Source organism: Brevibacterium ammoniilyticum (assembly GCF_038429965.1).
Lineage (GTDB): Bacteria > Actinomycetota > Actinomycetes > Actinomycetales > Brevibacteriaceae > Brevibacterium > Brevibacterium ammoniilyticum.
The window spans coordinates 98285-119478 of record NZ_BAABNP010000009.1 but is presented as its reverse complement, the minus strand read 5'-3'; the positions used below and the strand labels follow the sequence as shown (position 1 = coordinate 119478).

Annotated in this window: 14 protein-coding genes; all 14 read right to left on the bottom strand. The window is 62.4% G+C overall.

Annotation, left to right across the window (positions count from 1 at the left end; translation table 11 throughout):
* Positions 1–10: 10 nt before the first annotated feature.
* The 14 genes from AAHA49_RS12040 to AAHA49_RS11975 all read right to left on the bottom strand — a co-directional run bounded on the left by AAHA49_RS12040 (position 11) and on the right by AAHA49_RS11975 (position 21178).
* Complete coding sequence (locus AAHA49_RS12040; RefSeq protein ID WP_342038475.1) at positions 11–2080, bottom strand: helix-turn-helix transcriptional regulator; 2070 nt, start codon at positions 2078–2080, stop codon at positions 11–13.
* Positions 2081–2284: 204 nt separating this feature from the next.
* The gene (locus tag AAHA49_RS12035; protein WP_342038474.1) at positions 2285–3307 is read right to left on the bottom strand and encodes a glycoside hydrolase 5 family protein; all 1023 of its coding nucleotides are present in this window, start codon (positions 3305–3307) and stop codon (positions 2285–2287) included.
* Positions 3300–4328 (bottom strand): glycosyltransferase family 2 protein, encoded by a 1029-nt coding sequence (locus tag AAHA49_RS12030; protein ID WP_342038473.1) that lies wholly within the window; start codon positions 4326–4328, stop codon positions 3300–3302. The genes AAHA49_RS12035 and AAHA49_RS12030 overlap by 8 nt, the downstream gene beginning before the upstream one ends.
* Positions 4318–5619, bottom strand: coding sequence for a lipopolysaccharide biosynthesis protein (locus tag AAHA49_RS12025; RefSeq protein WP_342038472.1), 1302 nt, complete (start codon positions 5617–5619; stop codon positions 4318–4320). Before AAHA49_RS12025 ends, AAHA49_RS12030 begins: the two co-directional genes overlap by 11 nt.
* Entirely contained in the window at positions 5616–6317 is a 702-nt protein-coding gene (locus AAHA49_RS12020) for a PIG-L deacetylase family protein (RefSeq protein WP_342038471.1), read from the bottom strand. Before AAHA49_RS12020 ends, AAHA49_RS12025 begins: the two co-directional genes overlap by 4 nt.
* Positions 6311–7438 (bottom strand): aminotransferase class I/II-fold pyridoxal phosphate-dependent enzyme, encoded by a 1128-nt coding sequence (locus AAHA49_RS12015; protein WP_342038470.1) that lies wholly within the window; start codon positions 7436–7438, stop codon positions 6311–6313. The genes AAHA49_RS12020 and AAHA49_RS12015 overlap by 7 nt, the downstream gene beginning before the upstream one ends.
* Complete coding sequence (locus AAHA49_RS12010; RefSeq protein ID WP_342038469.1) at positions 7438–9576, bottom strand: SDR family NAD(P)-dependent oxidoreductase; 2139 nt, start codon at positions 9574–9576, stop codon at positions 7438–7440. Before AAHA49_RS12010 ends, AAHA49_RS12015 begins: the two co-directional genes overlap by 1 nt.
* Positions 9573–11027: a YveK family protein gene (locus AAHA49_RS12005; RefSeq protein WP_342038468.1), complete on the bottom strand. Its 1455-nt coding sequence runs from the start codon at positions 11025–11027 to the stop codon at positions 9573–9575. Before AAHA49_RS12005 ends, AAHA49_RS12010 begins: the two co-directional genes overlap by 4 nt.
* A complete protein-coding gene (locus AAHA49_RS12000; protein WP_342038467.1) occupies positions 11024–12190 on the bottom strand; it encodes a glycosyltransferase in 1167 nt (388 codons plus the stop codon). The genes AAHA49_RS12005 and AAHA49_RS12000 overlap by 4 nt, the downstream gene beginning before the upstream one ends.
* On the bottom strand, positions 12187–13197 hold the full coding sequence (locus tag AAHA49_RS11995) for a hypothetical protein (RefSeq protein WP_342038466.1): 1011 nt from the start codon (positions 13195–13197) through the stop codon (positions 12187–12189). Before AAHA49_RS11995 ends, AAHA49_RS12000 begins: the two co-directional genes overlap by 4 nt.
* 137 nt (positions 13198–13334) lie before the next feature.
* A complete protein-coding gene (locus AAHA49_RS11990) occupies positions 13335–14432 on the bottom strand; it encodes a glycosyltransferase (RefSeq protein WP_342038465.1) in 1098 nt (365 codons plus the stop codon).
* Positions 14429–15676 (bottom strand): sugar transferase, encoded by a 1248-nt coding sequence (locus AAHA49_RS11985; RefSeq protein WP_342038464.1) that lies wholly within the window; start codon positions 15674–15676, stop codon positions 14429–14431. The genes AAHA49_RS11990 and AAHA49_RS11985 overlap by 4 nt, the downstream gene beginning before the upstream one ends.
* 355 nt (positions 15677–16031) lie before the next feature.
* A complete protein-coding gene (locus AAHA49_RS11980; protein WP_342038463.1) occupies positions 16032–18614 on the bottom strand; it encodes a LuxR C-terminal-related transcriptional regulator in 2583 nt (860 codons plus the stop codon).
* Positions 18611–21178: a LuxR C-terminal-related transcriptional regulator gene (locus AAHA49_RS11975; RefSeq protein ID WP_342038462.1), complete on the bottom strand. Its 2568-nt coding sequence runs from the start codon at positions 21176–21178 to the stop codon at positions 18611–18613. Before AAHA49_RS11975 ends, AAHA49_RS11980 begins: the two co-directional genes overlap by 4 nt.
* Positions 21179–21194: the final 16 nt, after the last annotated feature.

The following is a 21194-nucleotide window of genomic DNA, read 5'->3' as shown; positions in this document are numbered from 1 at the left end:
TGCTCGGCCGTCACGGCGGGAGGAAGCCGAGCGCCCCGGCCCGCGTGATCGCCTCCGCCCGGCCGGAGACGCCGAACTTGCGGTAGAGGGCCGAGAGGCGGTTCTTCACCGTTCCCGGCACCTGGTGGAGCTCCGCGGAGATCTGGGCGATCGAGCGGTCGGTGGCGAGGAGATCGAGCAGGTGGGCTTCGGCCTTGCTCAGCTGCGGCATCGACACCTCGGACACCGACACCGCACCGACCTCGCGCAGCCGCGTGAGGAGCTGGGCGCGCCCGGTCTCGGCGAATGCCCGGAACACCGGCTCCCACGCCGGATCGCCGGCGCTGAGGTCGAGGAGCCGGTTGCGGTCGGTCCGGGGCAGCCAGGCCAGCGGCAGGAGGGAGCTGACGAGCGCGGTGAGTCCGAGGGTCGTGCGGAACTCGTCGAGCGCCTCGGCGTCACGGCCCAGCCGAGCCTGCGCCGCCGCCCGGATCGCGGCGAGCTCGGCCCGTCCGGTGGGGGTGAGCAGCGGATGGTAGAACCACGCTTCGACCTGGGCGATCGCGGACTCGCTGCGCCCGGCGACGAGTTCGACGCGCACACCGGCGACGACGCGGGCGGCGGAGTCCGGCGACATCTGCTCGAGTTCGACCTCGGCCCACCGCAGCTGACCGAGCGCGGTGAAGACGGCGCTGCGGCTGCCGGACACGAGGTCGCGGCTCAGCCGGGGCAGCGTCGTGCTCGGCGCCCCGTCGTCGAGGTCGTCATGGGCGACGTCGTCGTTGGCGATGATGAGGTCGGCTGTGGTGCGCGCGGCGAGCACGGCCAGCCGCCGTCCGATGACGGGGATCCAGATGCGCAGGCCCATCCCGTCCGGTGCCCGGTCGACGTCGGCGAGGCAGTCCGCGGCGAGGTCGAGGTCGAGGCGGTCGAGCGCGCGCAGGGCCGTGGCGATGCGCCACGGCGAGCGCACGACGTCGTCGACGAGGGTCGGGCGCGGCGCCGTCCGGGCCAGTCGCGCCAGCAGCGCATCGGTGCGCTCGTGGTCCCCGGCGACCGCTGAGGCCAATGCCGCCCACGCGACGGCGGCGGGCACGAGGTAGTCGCCGTCGACGTGGCGCGGGGCGGCCTGGACCTCGACGTCGTGGAGGATCGCCCGGGCACGAGCGATGTCCCCGTCGTGGAAGGCGCAGATCGCGGCGACGAGGCGGATGATGAGCTGGGCGCGTTTCGCACCGGGCCGGATGCGCGCCGACAGGCCGAGGTCGGCGGCCTCGCTGTGGCGTCCCGCGGCGACGAGGCTCGACATGTCCCGCAGCACGGTCGCCGGTCCCACCTCGGTGACGATCACCTGCGGCGGGGGTGCATCGGGGACGGCGAAGAAGCAGAGTTCGCGGAGCCGGCCGGTCCGCGTCTCCCCGATGAGGGCCTCCTGCAACCGCTGCTGGTCGAAATCTCCGCCGAGGAGGTCGATGATGTCCTCGGCGATGCGGGCCATGAGGGCGAGGTCCGGTTCGACCGTCATCGCCTCGGGCGGGAGTCCGCCGTAGGCGGCGCAGGCGGCCTGCGGGGCGAGGAGGAACATCGGCAGCCCGACGGAATCGGCGAGCCGGACGAGCACGTCCCAGTGCCGGGCGCGGCGGGCGAGGTCGAGGACGTCGGCGAGCACCTGCGCATCGATCGCCTCGGCGGTCTCGAGATGGTCGACGAGGGCGGGGACGAGATGGGAGAGGAGGCCTGATGCCTCGCTTCCGCTGTCCGCGGCGGCCGCGCTGCGGCGCAGGCTCGCCGCGAGCAGGACGGGCACGCGCAGGAGCCGCCGGCCGCCGTCGGCTCCGGCATCGGCGACGATGCCCGACATGCGCAGGCGCATGAGCACGCCCTCGGCGTCCTGGAGACCGGATCCCGGTGGGGGCACGGAGGCGAGCGCGAAGAGCGCGGTCCGTTCGGTGAACGCGCCGAGGTGGGACAGCACCGTCGCGACCCACAGGTCCTCGGCGGGCAGGCCGAGGTCGAGCGGCGGCGTCTGCGCGGCGACGTAGTCGGCGAAGCTGCGGGAGGTCAGGTCTGCGGGGAGCTCAACCCGAGTGGCGGCATCCAATACAACGCTCGCCAAGCAAGTCCGGCCGCCACTGATCGCGAAAAGCTGTTCAGCCCAGACGGAATTCTCGATGCCAAGCTGGTCAGCAAAGTCTCCGAGTTCTCTACCCATACCTGGGCGCCCAGCACCGCCTTGGGCGGGGTTCTTCGTTGCGCGTACCTGTGGGTGAAAGTCAAACGAAGGGCCGTTCAGCGAATCCATGGATCAGCCCTCCGGAAACTTCTCTGAGATGACCCGCGCCACTGGTGCGAACGATGACTTTGCTTGCCCATTCTGTTCAAAAAGGCCAAAACCGTCGTCATTCTCAGCTCCGTCATCACGCAAGCGGTACACGAAAATCGGAGAAGCGCAAGTCTCTGCAAGCTCTGTGATTGTCGTCGTCAGGGAAGCCACCTGTTCGGCCTCCGAATACAATTGCTCTCCGGTTTGGAGCCCGAACTCTCCTACCGCCAGAGGCTTACCGGTCAGTTCTCTGAGCCTCTCGAAGCGGGCCGGCAACGTTGCATTGGCGGCTTCTGACAACACCGGATAGATATCCACAGTGACGATGTCAAGGCTGCCTCCAACAGCCGCGAAGAATCGCTGCCAGTTCCGCTCGGTCGCGTCGTTGACCGGATATCCTCCTGCGTTCGTCGTCACCGCAACAGAAGGCGAAAACTGATGAATTGACGCCCTAGCTCTTCCAATTGCACGGTCAAGCGCCGCATGATATTCATCGATTGACCCTCGAATCGGAGACGCAGAGCGAAAATCTAGGTCGTTTGCTTCGTTGAACACCTGCCAAATGTCTACACGCGTTCCAAACCTCTTCGCCACGCCCGACCAATATTGGCCCATCAGCCGGAGATAGACTTCTTCATCCGGTACACCTGCGACGCCGTCGACGGTGAGCAGATTCACCCTGAGTCCCTCAGCTTCCACGATGTCGAATGCCTGCCGGTACGTTTCACAGGCCGCGTCATCGAATCGCACACGGTTATCTTCAAACCAGGACGCAACCACGTCATTGGCGACCACCCCGAATCTGACCCACGCCACCCCGAGATCGCTGACTGCGCGAACATCCCGCCTGAACTCCGAGAGCCCCGGCGTGGGCGGGGAAATGGTGAACCCGAATCTTCCCTGAGTGCGAGATTCAGCATGACAAGCCGCCAGTGCCATGCCTCCCGCAACAGACGCGGCACCAACCATCCACATACGTCGTGAAATGCGGCCATCATTACTCACGCGATGAACTCTTCAATCGTGTACGCAGTTGATAGGCGTGCCCATGCAGTGACGGACTCAACCGCGCAAGGGCAAGCGAGAGCCCCTTTCCAGCCTGCCTAGCTCGCATTGCATCGACTACGTGCGAAAGACGAACTTTCGATCGGCACCACGCGTAGACCTCGGATCGCAACATCGGCGATCGTGTATCACCTGCAGCCTTACTCACCATGTAGCTCATCTGCATCCAGCGCATCCGGTTCAATGCCGCTGAAGCCTCGCTTGGCGAGTAAATTTGGCTGAGCGCATCCTCCACGTCATCGAGCACACTGAACATGTCCCAAACTGTGGGGCGCAGCTGTGCGGTCACCGAGCCCTCGTGCAAGAAGTAGTTATAGAGCGGCCGATTTTCAAAGCTCACTTGCTCAGCTGAGCTGAGAAGGTTGACTGTGAAGCTGAGATCGCTGTAAGTGTTCTTCTTCGCCCGAACATGGTTGGGGCGAAACAGCAGATGCTGGTTGAAGATCAATCGCCCAGCGACGAACAAGTCAAGCGCATCTTTGGCTGGAAGAGGAGACTTCACGGTTGCAAACGGTCCTATCGAAGTCTTCCCGGATGGCTCAATAATTGTCAGTGGAAGAACGACGACGTCGGACCCCTCTGCTTGACCGCGGGTTTGCAACACCTCAAGGCAATCCGGCGCCAGCGTATCGTCACCATCGACGAATATCGTCCACGGACTTCGGATCATGTCGAGTGCCTGATTGGTCACTGCTGCATAGCCACGATTCTCCGGCATCCGATACCCCAGAAAACGCCTATCGCTGGGGAGGAGTTCCAGAAGATCCTCGTCCGAGCCGTCATCGACGACAAGCACAGCGAAGTCGTCGCTCGACTGCGCCAATAATGATTCAAGCGTTCGAGGAAGCGTGTCCGCACAATTGTAAGCAGGAACGATCACTGTCACCGCGAATTCTTCCGTGAGTCGCGCGATATCGTCTGGGGTGTAACCATGGATCTGCTCGGTACGGTCATTTCTCATAATCAGCAGGTTCCTTCCGCACTCGAACTTCATCTCTCTCTATCGGCACGTCCTCTCCGAGCGAAGGGAGCCGCAATCGCTTGACGAAGAGAAGACCGACGATGAAGAGCTCACCGAACACGAGCGCCCAGGCGGCACCGAGCGCTCCGAACGCAATAGCCATGGGAACGAGAACGATCAAGTGGACTGCTGCTCCGGACACCATTGCAGAAGCGGTCGCAGAGTATCGACCTTGCGAATTGAGGTCGAGCATGAGGACTGCGATACCTCCACTGGCAACCAGTGCGAGGCCGATGATCTGGGTGACCGGCACGACTTCGCTGTAGCCGGGGCCCAGGTACCACGGCACAAACCATCCCGCAGCGATGATGAGCACTGTTCCGGCTAACGCGAAGAGGCCGAAAACCCCGCCCATAATCATTCTCGGTTGCGTGCGACCTCCCCCACCAGTGCGATGAGCATCCACCATTCTGGGCATCAGCGAGTCAGTGACCGTAAACAGCACCCCTCGTCCCGCGTTGCCGAAACGTTCAGCGGCCCCGTAGCTGGCAGCCTGTGTGGGTACCGAGACGAGACCCAGCACCACGACAGGAGCTGACCCCATGAGGCTGTGGGCCAGGGATGACATGAACAGATGCCGACCGTCCCGCAAGGCGAAGCGAGCAGCAGCGAGGCTCGGCCTGCTCCATTGCACTGAACTTCGAACCAGGATCGGCCACACGATGATCGCAGCAATCGTTGGCGGGGCGAACTGCCACGCGATCGCCCATTCGATATCGTGATCTCCACTCACAGTGACAAGCAGTCCCACAAGCGCGAGCGCTCGTGAGATGGCCGTGACCATCGCAAACAACTTCAGCCTTCGAAGGCCCTGAAGCAGCCACGTTGGGAACCCGATGCCACCGGCGATCACCAACGCTCCAATCAGGTAGAGTTCGAAGTCGTCTCTCAAGGCAGGAACAACCGAAACGACTACGAGCAGCGCGATCGTTCCAGCTAACCACAGCAATGCAACCGCAAAGAAAGTGGAGACGATCACCGAAGAACGCTCCCTCTTGTTAACGGCAATGGCCATTCTCCGCACTGCGCTGACTGAAAACCCGTAGTCGCAGAGGCGAACGAGCAGCTGGAGAACCGCCACTATGATGACGACGCGGCCAAAGGTATGCGCACCTAGCATCCGGGTGAGCAATGGCAAGCTGACGATCGGATAGATGAATGCAGCGAGCTGACCCAGGCCGACGGCAAGAGTATCGCTGCCAATTCCGCGGAGCGCTGACCGAGCTTTCATGTCGACACCGCGTTGATTGCTCGAGTCACGCGCCGGACCGTGTGGAACGCTTCGGCATACTCGAGGCTGACCTGACTGCCTCTGAACGTCGCAAGTGCCTCGAGAGCGCGGATGGATCGCGGGCCCGGGTAGTCTTGCACCTGGGAAGCATACGAAGCGAAAGCCGATAATTTCACATCGACAAAGTCAGAAATATCGACAAACCAGTCCGGCGTGAAATCTGCTTCAATATGCGGAACATTCCAATGTGTCTCCGATATTGTCTCATAAAGAGCAACTGTCGTTATCCCCATTCCCGTGCCGATGGGCCGACAAGCCACCATAGCAGCTTCGAATACTGCCTTATGATCGAGATGCCGATCAGGAAAAGGAGCGAGAACCAGTTCCGGCTTGATCCGATCAACCGCTGCCTGGATACCGGCATTCAGTTCGGCAACTCCCATGCGCGCAAGCTCTACCGAGGGATGTGACAGGTAATCAGTCGACGCCACACCCAGCTCTTCGTGAGCTCGCGCCGCTTCAGCACGAATGGCGGGAGCGGTATCCGCGGAGTAGAGCGGGGGCAGATCCTGAGAAGCGATGAGAACGTGCACCTCGCAGCCTTCAGCGGTGAGCGCGGCGATTGTGCCTCCGCAACCGAGGACTTCGTCATCAGGGTGAGGGGCAATCACCAGGGCCCTGTGAATGTCATTCACCACACTCGACTCCTCGCTCCCAGACATTTCTTCACGCATTCGATAACTCGTCTGACCTGCCCAGGACTGAGATCAGTGCTTGACGGCAGAACCAACCCGCGGAGGAAGAGATTTTCTGCCCGTCCCGTGATGTACGAATGATCCGATCCCGAGTGAACTGGCTGCAAATGCATCGGCTTGAACACTGGACGCGTCGCGATCCCCTCAGCCAACAGCTGCTCGGCAAGCGTTCGAGCATCAGTTTCAGTTTCGAGAATGAGCACGCTCATCCAGCAGTTGCCATCTGACGGATCGAGGACAGACACTCCGTCGAGCGTGTGCGTCATTTCTCGATACGCTTCGAAATGGCTTCGTTTGGCTGCGAGAATCTGGGGAAGTCGATACAGTTGAGCAGAACCGAGCGCTGCCAGAATGTTCGACAGGCGGTAATTGAATCCGATCTCGGTGTGTTCATAGTGTTCAACGGGTTGTCTGGCTTGGGTCGAAAGGTAACGGACGCGCTCCGCGCTTTCAGCATCGGAACATAGGACGGCGCCTCCTGACGACGTGGTCACAATCTTGTTCCCGTTGAAGGACACGGCGGCGAATTCTCCAAACGACCCGGCCGGTGACCCACCCAGAGATCCGCCCAAGGACTCTGCTGCGTCGGATACGACCGTTGCTCCGAAATCTGATGCGGCCGCGATGATCTGTGGATAGTCGGCCGGCCTGCCGTAAACATCAACTGGAACAACTGCACGAATCGAGCGGCCGGCGGCAGAACGCTCGCTCAGGGCCAGACGGAGCAATTCGGGGGACATCAACCCTGTTTCGTCACAGTCGATGAATACGGGGGTCGCTCCGACGTAAGCCACCGCATTGGCGGTCGCTGCAAACGTGAGAGTAGCTACGGCCACCTCATCTCCCGGGCGAACACCGGCAGCCAGCAAAGCAAGATGCAGGGCGGCAGTTCCTGAACTCACTGCGATGGCTTCGGGCCTGCCGGTCACCGTGGCGAGCTCGGACTCGAATTTGTCAACGCACGGTCCCGCCGGCGCGACCCAACCGGATTGAAGTGCCTCAGTAACAGCCTCTACCTCGGCCGAACCGACGGACGGGACGCAGAGCGGTATGATCTCAGCCATCAGATCTTCTCCTTCAGCCGCAGCGCATCGTCGACGAACTTCGCAGCAGAGCGAACAGACACGAGCGAATTGTGCTGGTCAGGTAGGTCCATGTCAGACCCCGGAGCAGCATGGTCATTGACGGCATCAGCGGTGCCTTCCGCCTCGGTGACGACGGTCGAAACAGCGTCCACTGTCACCGCGTGCTCGTCAGTCGGTGGGCTTGCCGCGTGCTCGGCGAACTCCTCGTGATCGCTGTGACCCGCCAGAACTTTCTTCATGGACACTGACGAACCAGGCACAGGAGTTCCGGTGTCGTGTTCGGCGGCATCGTGAGGCACATTCCCATGTGAACCCGAATCATCATGCACATATTCGGAATAGAGATCCCAGATTGTGTTCACTGTCGCGTCGGGATCCGCGAGCAGGTCGGGCTCCATAGCCGGAACTCGAATCCTCCAGGCTCGGTCACTAGGCACGCGCTCAGCGTCCTCGCCTGGGGTGAACAGTTCTTCGTGAAGCTTCTCACCGTCGCGCAAACCCGTATATGAAATCGCACACGTGCGTCCAGCGAGAGTCATCATGCGCTGCGCTATATCGACGATGCGCACCGGATCGCCCATATCGAGCACAAGCGTGTCGCCCGGTGCCCCGTCAGAGGCCGCGTTGAGTACAAGCACGCACGCTTCAGGAATTGTCATGAAGAATCTGCTGACATCGGGGTGAGTCACTGTTATCGGCCCCCCTCGACGAATCTGTTCGGCAAAGGAAATAAGGACAGATCCCCGGGAACCCAGTACATTGCCGAACCGAACACTGACGTACGACTTGCCCGTAGCCTCGGCGAAGTGCGAGGTCAATCGCTCAGCAAGCTGCTTCGATCGGCCCAACTCGCTGGTCGGCCCGGCCGCCTTGTCAGTGGATATGTTGACGAAGTGTTCCGCCCCGTACTTCTGCGCGGCACGCAACACGTTAAGCGTCCCATGGACATTCGTCTTCCAGGCCTCGGTCGGATAGGACTCAAGCATCGGCAGATGTTTGAGTGCGGCGGCATGAACGACGAGATCCGGTCTCACCTCGTCGAAGACGCTGTCAAGCGAATCGATGTCACGTATATCTGCAAGCACAAGATCAGGCGAGTCCATCAGCGCCCTCCCATCCATGCTCAGCACAAGAGCGTGAAGTGCCGACTCGTCACGATCAAGCATGACGAGTCGCGCTGGAGAATGCTGAGCAATAATGCGGCAGAGTTCCGAGCCGATCGAACCACCAGCCCCGGTAACGAGCACCGTCGTATCGTTGATCAGTCGGTCAATCGGCTCCGATTCGGGGGCAATGACCTGACGTCCGATCAGGTCGGCGACATCCATGTCCCTCAATGCCGAAATGGCGACCTCGTCGGATAACAGGTCCGCCAACGACGGGATGGTGCGAACCCATGTCCGCCCCAGATCAAGGCTGTTCACGAGCGTCGCGAATACTTCTGCTGGTGCTTGCGCGATCGCAACCACAACGCCGACAGCACCGTGATCATCAACCACTTCCTGAATATCGGATATGCCACCACGAACGTGCACTCCGTGGAGCACTACCTTTGATTTCGCCCGATCATCGTCAACTAGTGCGACGGGAATGTACCCCCCTCGTGGATCACTGAGCATTTGACTGACAAGAGCAGCTCCAGCCTCCCCTGCACCGACAACAACTACCCTTTCGCCGTAGTCCGGGCGACGCTGGTCATCGATCCACATGCGCAATCCTTGCCGAAATGCGATCATGAGAACTTGCGACGACAGCAGTGCCAGAACAAACCACGGCAGTTCGATCTGCAGGCCGAGACTGAACGCAATGGCAATGCCGAGACCTGTGACGATCAATGCGCTGGCTCCCTGTCGCCGAAGCTCAAGCGCCGAACCAATCGGGTAGCGATTGCGATAGAGCGACAGCGACGAACCGACGACTATTTGACACAGGCAGATCGCGATGAGGACAGCCAACCCGACTAAACCGTGCCCGTCGGTAGACCAGGAGCATATGGACAGCCACGCGAGAACAATTGCGGCTACGTCAATCGTGCCGAGCACGAAGAAGCGAGTGACTGGGGAATTCCGTTGTACGCCGCGACGCGAGAGCGACGAGGGCCAGTAAGGGGAGCTCATTTCTGTCCTCCAGCAGAATTGGGTTGGGTAATGTGATCGACGCTTCCGCGAACGGGGACTTCGCGGGATCGAGGTACTGCTACAACCTCCATTTCGGCAGTCGCTGGCTCCGAAGCATCTCGCCAGTCTGCTGCTTCGCGAATGCTGGAAGACCTGCTCCCGCGACTGATATCCGGTTCTGTACGTTCGCGGCTCTTCACGGCTCGACGGGGTCGGTCGCCGTAGGCACGCGAACGTCCGGACCCAACTCGGTCATTCCTAGAGACCACGACGAATCCGTCGACAGCGGATCCGTGAGCGCGAATCAGTTCCCGAGTGACCAGCAGGTCTGATCGCTCCGGAGCCTCACCGGTGACGATGATCGCAACATCTGCGCGATCCAGGTAGAGGCTCGCGTCGGGCCGGGCAACAAGATCGGTGCCGAGGTACACGATGAGGTCGTATGAGTCGTACGGGCGGGGCATCGCAGCCACCAAGTCTCTTCCACTGAGAATTCCTCCTCCCCTGCCGCCGTCGGCATCAACAACATCGATTCCGCGAACCTGCGAAAGTTCACGATAATGTGCAGTTTGCAGCGCCGCGGGGTCGGCGGAAACCAAAGCACAATTCAGACCACTTGCGGCTGCTGTTTCGACCAGATCCGAGGCCAGTTCATTTCCGACGCCCTCGATTCCGCACAGTGCGAGAGCCCGTGTGCCAGTACGCGATCCGACAACCCCGAGGCGCGCGAGCAACACCGGGGTAGAAGTCGCGACACCACTGTTGGCAACCATTCGACGGAGAGATCGACTGGGCGCAGCGTCTCGAACCCCAAGCAGTTGCGCACCCACTGTGTTCCGAATGTCCCTGACATCTCTGACTCTGCGATCCAATCCGTGGCGAAGCGGCGCCAGAATCAGGCCCACAGTCAGTCCGGCAAGGCCTCCGAATGCAATGAACCGAACGGGGTCGGGGAACACTGCGCTGGTGCCCTCACCCGCCTCCTGCAGGACTGAAATCTCCAATCCGGAATCGGGACCGAGCTGAGAGATGAGGAATGAATCCGAGATCGTTTCAGACGCAGCATCCGCCAATTGACGGGCCACGTTCGGGTCGTCGGCATTCGCGGTGATTCCGATGACGGTCGTTTCGGGAACGAGTGCGAACTGGAGCGCGCTTCTTACCTCAGACGCGCTCAGATCGACCCCAGGCGTTTCAGCGACCACTCGCGCGAAATCCGCCGATTTGGCAATTTCGAGAATGGTGGGGATTCGGTCGCCGACGTACGCCGCTGACTCGCCCGCAGTGACATTGGTTCTGTCGGATACTGAAACTATAGCCTGAGAACGTGACTCATAAATGGACGGAAGCGTAAAGGCGAGAACTGAGCCGACAATAATGCCAGCTAAGACGCTTGTTATCACCCACCACCGACGCAATGCGTAGATTCGCATGATCTGCTGGCCACTCATGACATCCTGCTTTCCGAGTGCTTTGCACTACTGTTGTTACTGGGGAACTTTCGAGGGGAATCTAAGGCGCCGATTGCGCGATACGCAGCGAGAGATCTGGGTCCGAGCCGCGCTTGATCATGATCTCGCTCGACGCGCCGTCGAGCAGCTGTGCCGCACTCGGATCTCTGTTCGGGCGAGAGCAGCCACCCAAGGGCATCGATTGCCTCGTCGACTGTGTTGAATAGTCGTCCTTCCACCCCGTCGGTGACGAGATCCCGAATGCCGACGACATTTTCTCCTATTGTCGCCAGCCTCATCGCTTGAGCCTCGAGGAGAGAAATGGGCAAGCCTTCTCCGGCTGACGTGAACAGGAGAATGTCAGATTGAGACAACTGGCCGCGAATATCGTCAGCGCTGAGCCAACCGGTAATCTTCACTGATGCATCTTCCGAGGCTAGAAGTTCTCTGTCACCGTCGCCTATCCATGTGAAGTCGAATCGTCCTGGAAAGGACTTATGGGCCCGGGCGGCGATATCGGCAAATACACGGGGTCGCTTCTGATCCATGATTCGACCGAGGTGGACCACCTTGATGGGCTTCTGCAGAGAACTTTCAGTATCGACCTCAGGCGAAGTGAAGACTTTGAGATCAACTGAGTTAGGGAGCACCGCGGATTGCGATCCACGGAGTTGCGTGTGCGCTACGCCGGCTTCAGACTCTGAGACTACGACGATTCTCCGGCCGCCGTGGAGTGCTAAGCGTTCCATGGCAAGGAATGCTCTGACCAGCAGTGGGTTGAAATCCTTGCGGTTGAAAGCAAAGCCATGCGGACTATAGACGATACCTGCATGGTGATCAGTCAGAGCCGCGAGAATACGCCCGATGAATCCTGCGCGCGATGAATGCAGGTGCACGAGATCCCAATCGCCACGCCTGTACTCTCGACGCAAGCCACGCACCAGACCAAGTAGGGCCCTGCGCGAACTCCTCTCCCAGCGGACGACTTCTACGTCACCTCCGAGGTTCTGCGCAATGCTCGGGTGCGGTGGTGACTCCGGACGCGGCGTATAGCAGAATCGCACGGTCTCAACTTCTGGCATTGCGGCTTGAGCGTTGGCCAAAGCGGTGACCGAAGCGAGCACCCCAGCTGCTGAGGCGTCAGTGACATGGAGTATTCTCATCGTGATGCCTCCTGAATCGCAGTCAGTTCTGCACGGTGAATCGGTGATGCCTCCCAACCAGCAGACACTTCATCGTCGAAAGCGAACTGTCTGTGGAGTTCAGGCTGCTTCCGCCTCCGCCGTGGAGCGAGTGCGAGAAACAAGGGGAGAAACGGGGTCAGATGTTTGATATACGACCCGTAGTCGGGCTCGAATATCACCAGAACCAGAAACAGCGAGACAAGCACTGCCGCGAGCCACGCCGCACCGGCGTCAGTTCGGCAACGTCCGCTTGTGAGCGTGTGCCCGACAAGAGCCCAAAGCCCGAATATCGCTAGCCCGGCGACAACGTAGTAGGGATCGGCCATGGCAAACAATGGCACTGGAACAAGCATCTGCCCCGCTACTACGAGGATCGCGAGGACACCAGCGAAGTACGACGACCCGAAGTCAGGGGTCGAGATGAGCGAAGCGACCTCAGTGTCTTGTCGCCCCAGGTTTACCCACTCGCGAGTCGCACCAAGCTGCTCTCCACGCCACACCTCAAATGCGATGGCCAGGCCCACATATGCGAGAACTACGCAGCCAATCAGCACAAGAGGATTCGTCGTCTTTCGAACGACGAGATAGACGACCGGGATGAGTGCGGCGATGATCAACCAATATGGGCGCACAAGTACCCCATACATCACCGGTCCGGCCATGACGAGGGGGAAGCGAACCCAATTGTTCTTCACCCGAAGCGCAAGCAGGATCGACAAGGTTACCAGCAACGAGAAGAGCTCTTTCGTATATTGGGCAAGATAGACCAAGCCCAAGCCCAGTGTGAGTCCGAGCAGTATTGCTCCGACGAGACCTACACGATTCCACTCGGAGAAACTCACGGCCAGGAAGACTGCTATGACAAGAAGAAAAATGGCCAGAGTACTCGCAATTGCTGGCGAAGTTGCGATTCCGAGCGTCCGATAGAAGTTCGCAAGCACGTGGAACGAGGGGTCCTCAGGCGCGAGACCTGGATTGTCGATCACTGCACGTACATGGCCGTCATCGAAGAGGAACCGTGCAGGAAGCACGTCCCGCATAACCGGACCAAGCATTAGAGCTAGTCCACAACTGACAAGCAGCAACATCTGCAGCGCACTGGGAAAGCGACGAGCGGCACCCATCAGCTTTCCTGCCGCTCAATGCTGGTCTCGGTGGCTTTTGCTAAGGCCGTCTCGAGCGCCGTGATGAAATCATCGTCCGGAACAGTTCGCGCCGATCGAGACATTGCTGCATATGCACTCTTGTTCTCGGCCAGCTCCAGAATTCGCCGCGCAGTATCCTCGTACATTGTCGAGGAGATCTCGTGAGTAGGAGATTGATCTACGTGAATGGCATTGACGCCATCGGCCGTGTAGGTGCTTATCTCTCCAACAGGAGTGACCACAGGAATGATGCCGAGAGACAGCGCCTCTCTCACTGCCATGCCCAGACCCTCGAATTCACTGAGCTGAACGAAGAAGCTGGCCCCCACTGATCGGGAGAGAATCTGCTCCGCTGTGCCGTGCCCTTTCCAACTGACGGAAAGATTCTGCTCAGTTGCTTCAAACAGAATGGTGTCGAGTGTCGGGGAATGCGGACTGATGACGTCCAGCTCAAAACGACCCGGCGCCAGTCGTTCAAGCACCGCAAGGAGCACAAGGGTCCGATCAAGTCGCTTTTCAGCTGCAGCTCTGCCCCAGTAGATCAGTCGTACTCGATCGGTCGAACGCAGTATGCCGCGGCCGGTGGAATCACTGGCTCGGCTGAGTTTGAGCAGCGCAGAATCTGGACGGGCCACATCAGCATGTGTCCATCTGGCACGCGGCACGAGGGATTTCATCGCAGCCGCCGAATCGCAGAGTATGCGGTCGGCCATCTTGAAGGCCACACGGTGGGCGATCCGATCGAGAACATGGGTGTACTTCGTACTGTGGAGGAACACCACCCAGGGGACACGCGGATGTCTGAAGCGATGCAATGCTCCAATGAGGACTGAGCGCCACAGTGAAGTGATAAGAACCTCGGGTGGATGCTGATCAAGATCCGAGAGCACCTTCGCGACCGACCGCAATGAGTTCACGCCCGTTCCAATGCAATCGGCGCGCACGGCCGCCGGCACATCGTCGCGGAGTGCAAGGAGTCGGTACTCTAGACCTGCAGCGTCATGCGAGATGTAGTCTGCGGCGATCTCGACTCCACCAAAACCTGTGGAGTGAATGAGGTGGGAGACTCGGATCATCGGGCACCCGCGGCTCTCACGACAGCACCAAACGTTCGGAAGAGAATTCCGAGATCATTCTTCAGGTTCCAGTTGTGTGCATAATAGAGATCGAATTCCCTGGCTTCACTCCACTCCAGATCGGACCGACCACTGACTTGCCACAGGCCCGTCATACCGGGACGTACCCCAAGGCGGTGCCGGTCGCTTCCGGTATAGAGCGCAACTTCGCCGTCCCGCTGAGGGCGTGGCCCAACCAAGCTCATGGTGCCGCCTATGACGTTGAATAACTGAGGAAGCTCGTCGATCGACGAGCGGCGCAGCAGATGACCAAGCGGTGTGATTCGCGGATCTGAGTCCACCTTGAAAAGTGGCTGTGCAGCAGTCCCCTGATCTTCAAGCAGTTTTCCGAGTTGAGAGTCGGCGTCGACTACCATCGAACGAAATTTGAAGATCCTGAATGGGCGACCTTCCAGTCCGATCCGCTCTTGTGTGTAGAACACCGGCCCAGGCATCGAAACTTTGATCGCAATCGCTACTGCTAGGAGGATCGGGGAGAATATGACTACCAACAAGATCCCCACAACTGCGTCGAAGACACGCTTTGCGGCCCGGACCAACAACCCTGGACGCGACGGGGCAATGAGCAGTCCAGATCGATCGGTGGCACTCAGGGCGCGAACCCGTCCGGGGTCCAGCCCAAGATCGAACAATGGCAGATACAGCTCCACATCGCGATAGCGGAGCTCCCAGCTCAACTCCCTGATGACTTCCGCGTCAATACCAAACGAGAGCTCGACAAGTTCGATGTCCTGCCGCTTCACTTCAGCGAGAACAGCCCTGACGAAGATCTCCGGTTCTACGTTTCGTGCAGCGTGGAACACGCGCTCATTCTGCGTCGCGGGAGATTGATCGCGACTGGCAACGACGCGGAGAGTTCGTTTGGGAAGGAGGTGCGGAATGAGTGCTCTGAAGCCAGCGGTGGTCAATGCCAAGGCCCACAACACGATGAGAAAGAGGTTGAGTTGCGTCCCAACCGCCAATTGAGCGAGATCTGGAAAGTATGCCGCAATGGTGGCAACCGTTCCAGTGACGACCAGTGCAGCTAACAGGGGAATCTTCGCTGCTCGAGCACTGAATCCGACAGAAGTGCTTCCTCCCGACAGGAAATCAATGAGCCACCAGGCTACGAGCCATAGAAACTCTGGACCACGGGTGGCATCAAAGACATACGAAATCGCAATGACGGCCACCACTGCGGGCACGGAGGTGCTCAGTATCATCCTGCGTCGGCTCGCGAAAACAGGATCACTATGTGGGGGAGCCTGTGTTTCCTGTCGAAAAAATGGCGCGGCGGGGAACACCGCGTGATGCGGAGGGGTGTGCATGCATTCAATCTTGCTGCCGTGGCCCGTCAGATCATCAGGTGGTCACCACGGGATAATTTTCGCCGACTACTCAGTTTGCATGTGACATCTCGACAGTCACCACTCAGTCATGCGTTGATTTCCATTTCGTGATGAGCAGGCACTACTCGAAACCCATGCGTGTCATTCTCGGGTACTCCATTTCAACGCGCACTAGCCTCTGACATGGGATTTTGTGCACCCAGAAGAGCGGTCAGACGCGCGATCCCTCGTCCGCGAATCGGTCGAGTGCCTCGGCGACGTCGGATCTCGAAGTGATATTCAGTTTTCGGTAGAGCCGATAGGTATGACCTTCGACCGTGCGCACGGCCACTCCGATCTCCTCTGCGATCTCAGCGTTAGTCAGACCGTCGACGATCAATCGGGAGATCTGACTCTCGCGGCTCGTCAGCTCCACCCTTCGAGCACGCGTTCGCTGAGTTCCGGGTAATGCAGTCCCTGCCCTCTCCTCCCACGATTCCGCGAGCGTGAGACACGCGTCGACGAGCTCAGGAAGCGTCGGGGACAGATCCCGTGCGAAGGACGCGAGCATCTCGGCGTCCTCGGCGTCGAGCGAAGCGCCGAGCTCGGCGAGAAGGCGGGCGTCCCGGTCCCCGCCGTCGAGCGACGCGGCCAGACGGCACATCGCATCGGCGTCGTACTCCCCGAAGTGGACGAACAGCTCGATGCGCGCGCAGGCGGCGGCCGCGAGTGCCCCGGTTTCCTCGGCGGTCCGCAGTGCGGAGTCGAGGTCGTCCCGAAAGCGCTGCTGTCCGGTGAGCTTCGCGCGCGCGATGAGCCGAAGGATCTGCGCACGACGGGATTCGACGTAGGCCGCGCCCGGAGGCAGCCCGAGGTAGCGCGCGTCGAATTCCTCGGCGGCCTCATGGTTGCCGACCATCATCGCGGTGTACTGGGCCTGGGCGAGGGCGAGCGCGGCGAACTCGAATTGGCGCCAGTTGTCGATCGCCTCGGCGGCGGCGCAGGCCCGGCGGAACGCCCGGTCCCAGCGTCCCGCCTCGGCGTGGAGCCTGGTGACGATGAGGTCGCGCGCGCCGCTGCCTGCCGTCCGATAGACGAGGTCGTTGCTGCGAGGAACGTCGAGTACGGCCTCAGCGCTGCTCCGATCGCCCATCTGCAGGTGGGTCCACGCGCGGGCGAGGTCGAGAATGATCGTGCCCGACCCGATGTTCTCCGAGACGGCTTCGATCGGGTCGAGGAGGTCGCCGACGCCCCGGGCGTGCCCGCGCTCGAGCTCCTTGGCGCCGACGACCATGGTGATCGCCACCCGCAGGGTCTCGGGCAGCCCCTCGGCGCCGAGCCACGCGAGCACCGAGCCGTCGTCTCCGGGCAGCCCCTCCCAAGAGCTCTCGCTGACCCGTTGAAGGGTGGCACGGGCAAGGTCGATCGCGTCGATGGCGTCGGCGAGCCCGCCGGCGGATGCAGCTTCGGCTTCGATCCGATCGAGAGCGGCGACGAAATCAGAACCCGACAGCGGCGGAGCGGTGCGCTCGACGTCCCTGAGCACCCAGACGACGAAGGCCTCGACGACGAGGAACGGATCGTCGGTCTTCCGGATCGCCTGGGCGAGGACGTCGCAGCCGACGGGGATGAGGTTGAGGTCGCAGTACAGGGTGCCGAGGTCGAAGAGCGCGGGGGCGTCCATGTCCTCCGTGGGCACCTCGGCGAGGATCCTCATCGCCCGCTGCCACTCCCCCATGCCGGCGGCGAGCCGGGCCGCTTCGACGGAATCGGCGACCGAGACCTTCGCCCCGCAGCTGAGCGCCCAGTCCGCACGCAGCATCCGCGCCCGCTTCGACGGTGTGCCGGGGTGGGATTCGACGAGGGCGAACATCTGGCGGCTGCGCCCGACGGGCACCGTGTAGCGCACAGTCTCCGTCGAATAGCTCTCGACGCACGTGTAGACCGGTCTGCCTTGGCCGCCGAGGTCGAGAACCCCGGCTGCCACCAATGAGTCCGCGGCTTCTCCGAGTCCCGCGGCGAGCATGAGCTCAACCTCGATCTCGCCGGCGAGGACGACGAGTTCGAGCGCTTCGCGCTGATCGTCGGTGTACCGGGCGAGATCGCTGCTGACGAGGTCGCGGGCCCGCTGGTCGTAGTCGATGTCGAGCCCATCGAGCAGCCACACTCCCCGCTTGAGGACCAGGCGGCTGCGCCGGCGGGCGTACTGCAACAGCTCGATGATGAGGCCCGGGACCCCCGAGGATTGGAAAGCGGCGACGTCGAGGGCACCGCGGGAGACGATTCCGCCGAGGTGATGCTCGAGCATCGCGGAGACGTCGTCGAGGGTGAGCGGTTCGAGGGGGATGTGGGCGAACACCCCGTCGGCGACAAGCTCTCCGAACGATCCCGTCCGGCCGTCGACGGTCGGAGTCATCGTCGCGACGACCTTGATCTCGCCGTCGCTGGCGAGCTGCCACAGCGCCGCCAGGCTGCTCTCGTCGAGGCAGTGGGCGTCGTCGGCGAAGACGACGGGAGTGCCCGGCCCCTCCGTCAGCGCCGCGACGACGCGCGCGAGGACCGTCTCGGGCTCGCCGTCGAGGTCGACGAGGAGCCCGAAAGCCCCGAACGGCACCCCTTCGAGCACCCGGTCCCCGCGGATCCAGGTCTCCTGTCCGCCGCGGTCGGCGTGCACCCGCGCGGCCAGCCGGGACTTGCCCATTCCGTGCTCGCCCTGAATGACGACCCCGGAGACCTCAGTGCCGCGCAGGGCGGCGTCGATCTCGGCGAGTTCGCGGTCGCGCCCGAAGATCGCAGTGTCGACGGCGTCGCTCACGGATCATCCCCCCACGCGGCGACGACGTCGCGCAGCTCCCGGCGGTTCGCCACCTGCAGTCGGCGGTAGATGCGGGTGAGATGCCATTCGATCGTCCGGGCGGAGAGATGGTGGAGCTCGCCGAGGTCGTGGCTGCTGCGTCCGGCCATGACCCCGTCGACGAGCTTGCGCTCGAACTCGGTGAGCACGGCGTGGAGTTTGGGTCCCGGAGTGGAGAAGCGCACGGTGCGAGTGCTGTTGCCGATGAGGATGCGCGCCTCCCGCGCCGCCGTGCGGTCGCCGTCCTCGACGGCCCGCTTCTGCGCCCGCTTGGCCAGTTCGGCGCACGCGACGACGGATCCGAACTCGAGGGCGAGCCGGGCGGCGTCGAGCAGGGCGGAGGGATCGCTGCCGCCGATCCCCTCGGCCGTCGCCCGGGCGAGGTCGCCGATGCCGCCGTCGATGGTGTCGGCCACCTCGGCGAGCGCATGGGCCGCCGTCTCATGGCCGAGGCGGGCGGCCTCCATGAGCGCCCCGGCGGCCATCGTCGTCGCCCCGATCTCCGCGGCCTCGACCCCGAGGGCGTGCAGGCGGGCCGCCGCGGGGTCGGGGCGGGTGACGGCGAGGGCCTGAAGGTCGAAGAGCCGCGCCTCGAACTCCGACCACCACGAGTACTGGTCGGGCCGGGTCTCGGCGGAGGTGGAGTCGAGGAGGGCGTCGGGGTTCGACAGTCGGCCGAGCTGGGCGTCGACGTAGCGCTTGGCGGCGTGGCCGACCCGCGTTATGTCGATGAGGTCGGTCTCCTGGAAGTGGCTGAGCAGCGTGTGCAGGGTCGACTGCGCGCGGGCGGGGTGACCGGTGCGCGCGTCGACGAGGGCGCCGGCGAAGTCGATCATCCGGTCCCCTGTCCGCGCCTGCCGCACCGAGCGGCGGGCACCTGCCCAGTCCCCGGCGAGGTACCGGGCGACGAAGATCTGCGGGGCGGCGTCCTCGACCTCGTAGCTCGTCAGCCCGGCGAGGCCGAACATCAGCTCGGCCTGGTCGATGTAGCGCAGGCCGAGGTCGACCTGACCTCTCGTGACCTGCCCGATGCCGATGATCGCGCAGGCCCGCAGGCGATGTCGGGTCAGGCACGCGTGATCGCGGTAGACCGCCTCGGCGAGCCGCATCCCCTCGTCGAAACGACCGCCCCGCTGTTCGAACCGGGCCCGGGTGACGTCGAGGCGGCCGGTGTCGGCGGGACTCGTCAGCCTCTCCCGCGCCCACTGCACGACGAGGTCCTCCGGCGTCCTGGGGTCGGTGAGCCGGATGTCCATGCAGGCCAGGCGCGACAGATAGCTCGCGTCATCGGCGTCGGAGCCGGTGACGTCCTCCCCGCGCGTGCTCGCTCCGTCGGAGCTGCCGTCGGCGAGTCGGGCGACGAGACGGTCGAAGGTCCGGCGCCCCTCCTCGAGGTTGCCGCGCTCCTTGTCGGCGCGGACGAGTTCGAGGAGGATGCGGCTCGTCTGCCACCGGGGGGCGGTGATGAGGTCCGCGGCGTCGGAATAGCGCCCCTCGGTGTTCGCGGCGCCGACCGCGGTGAACACCGTGTCCTCGGCCTGGCCGAAGCCGAGGCTGAGCCCCCAGCGCAGGTAGCCGAAGAGCGCGCGGCCGGTCAGGGCGGCGACCTCGACGACGGACTCGTAGACCTTGAAGAGACTGAGACTGTGGGCGGGCATGACATGGGCCTTGAGCGTCTCGGCGATGACGCGCTCCGACAGGCGCACCCCGGACCCGCGCCCGCGGTCCATCGTCACGAGTCCCTTGTCGGCGAGGTCGTCGATCTCCTCGGCAGAGCAGAGTTCGGCGAGGGCTTCGTAGGGGGCCGCGTCGACCATTGCGATGATCTCGAGGATCGGTCGCAGCTCGGTCGGGATGTTCCACAGGATGCGCTCATGCGCGCGCGTCTGGTCGAGGCCGAAGACGAGCTGGTTGACCAGCCGCGGATTGCCGCCGGTGTCCCGCAGCACCTCGGTGGTCGACCGGTCGATCGCCCCGGGCGATTCGAGGAGGGCGGCGATCGCTCCCTCGTCGAGGCCGTCGAGGTCGATGCGCACCATCGACCCTCCCAGCCACAGCGTCGCGATGAGATCGACGGGCGGGCGGATCGACTCGGCGCCGACGACGAGGCGGATGCGGTGGGCGTCGGCGAGCTGGCAGAGCACGGAGATCGACTCGACGTCGACGAGGTTGGCGTTGTCGAGCTGGACGATCGGCACCCCGGGGCTGCGGTCGACGACGCGGGCGACGACCGAGAGCGCGGCTCCGGGTCCGATGTCCCGGGTGACGCCCTCCTGGGACAGGAGGATCTCGAGGATGCCGAGCGCGCGGTCGCGCAGCAGATCGGATCCGCGCAGGCGGAAGATCGCGACATCCCGTTCGAGCTGTTCGAGAGCGCGATTCATCACGGTCGTCCGTCCGCTGCCGGCGGGGCCGATGATGAGGCACCCGCTGCGGTCGGGATCGGCCAGGGTCTGGCGAAGTGCGGAGACTTCGTCGGCGTACCCGAATGCACGGCCCTGGGGTGAGGGGACGGTTACCGACATTCGCGCTTCTTTCGAT

Bases quoted from the DNA above. Each gene is read 5' to 3' on its own strand.
- AAHA49_RS12025 (WP_342038472.1), bottom strand. From the start codon at position 5,619: ATGAAAGCTCGGTCAGCGCTCCGCGGAATTGGCAGCGATACTCTTGCC.
- AAHA49_RS12005 (WP_342038468.1), bottom strand. From the start codon at position 11,027: ATGAGTGGCCAGCAGATCATGCGAATCTACGCATTGCGTCGGTGGTGG.
- AAHA49_RS11975 (WP_342038462.1), bottom strand. From the start codon at position 21,178: ATGTCGGTAACCGTCCCCTCACCCCAGGGCCGTGCATTCGGGTACGCC.
- AAHA49_RS12030 (WP_342038473.1), bottom strand. From the start codon at position 4,328: ATGAGAAATGACCGTACCGAGCAGATCCATGGTTACACCCCAGACGAT.
- AAHA49_RS12010 (WP_342038469.1), bottom strand. From the start codon at position 9,576: ATGAGCTCCCCTTACTGGCCCTCGTCGCTCTCGCGTCGCGGCGTACAA.
- AAHA49_RS12015 (WP_342038470.1), bottom strand. From the start codon at position 7,438: ATGGCTGAGATCATACCGCTCTGCGTCCCGTCCGTCGGTTCGGCCGAG.
- AAHA49_RS12000 (WP_342038467.1), bottom strand. From the start codon at position 12,190: ATGAGAATACTCCATGTCACTGACGCCTCAGCAGCTGGGGTGCTCGCT.
- AAHA49_RS11990 (WP_342038465.1), bottom strand. From the start codon at position 14,432: ATGATCCGAGTCTCCCACCTCATTCACTCCACAGGTTTTGGTGGAGTC.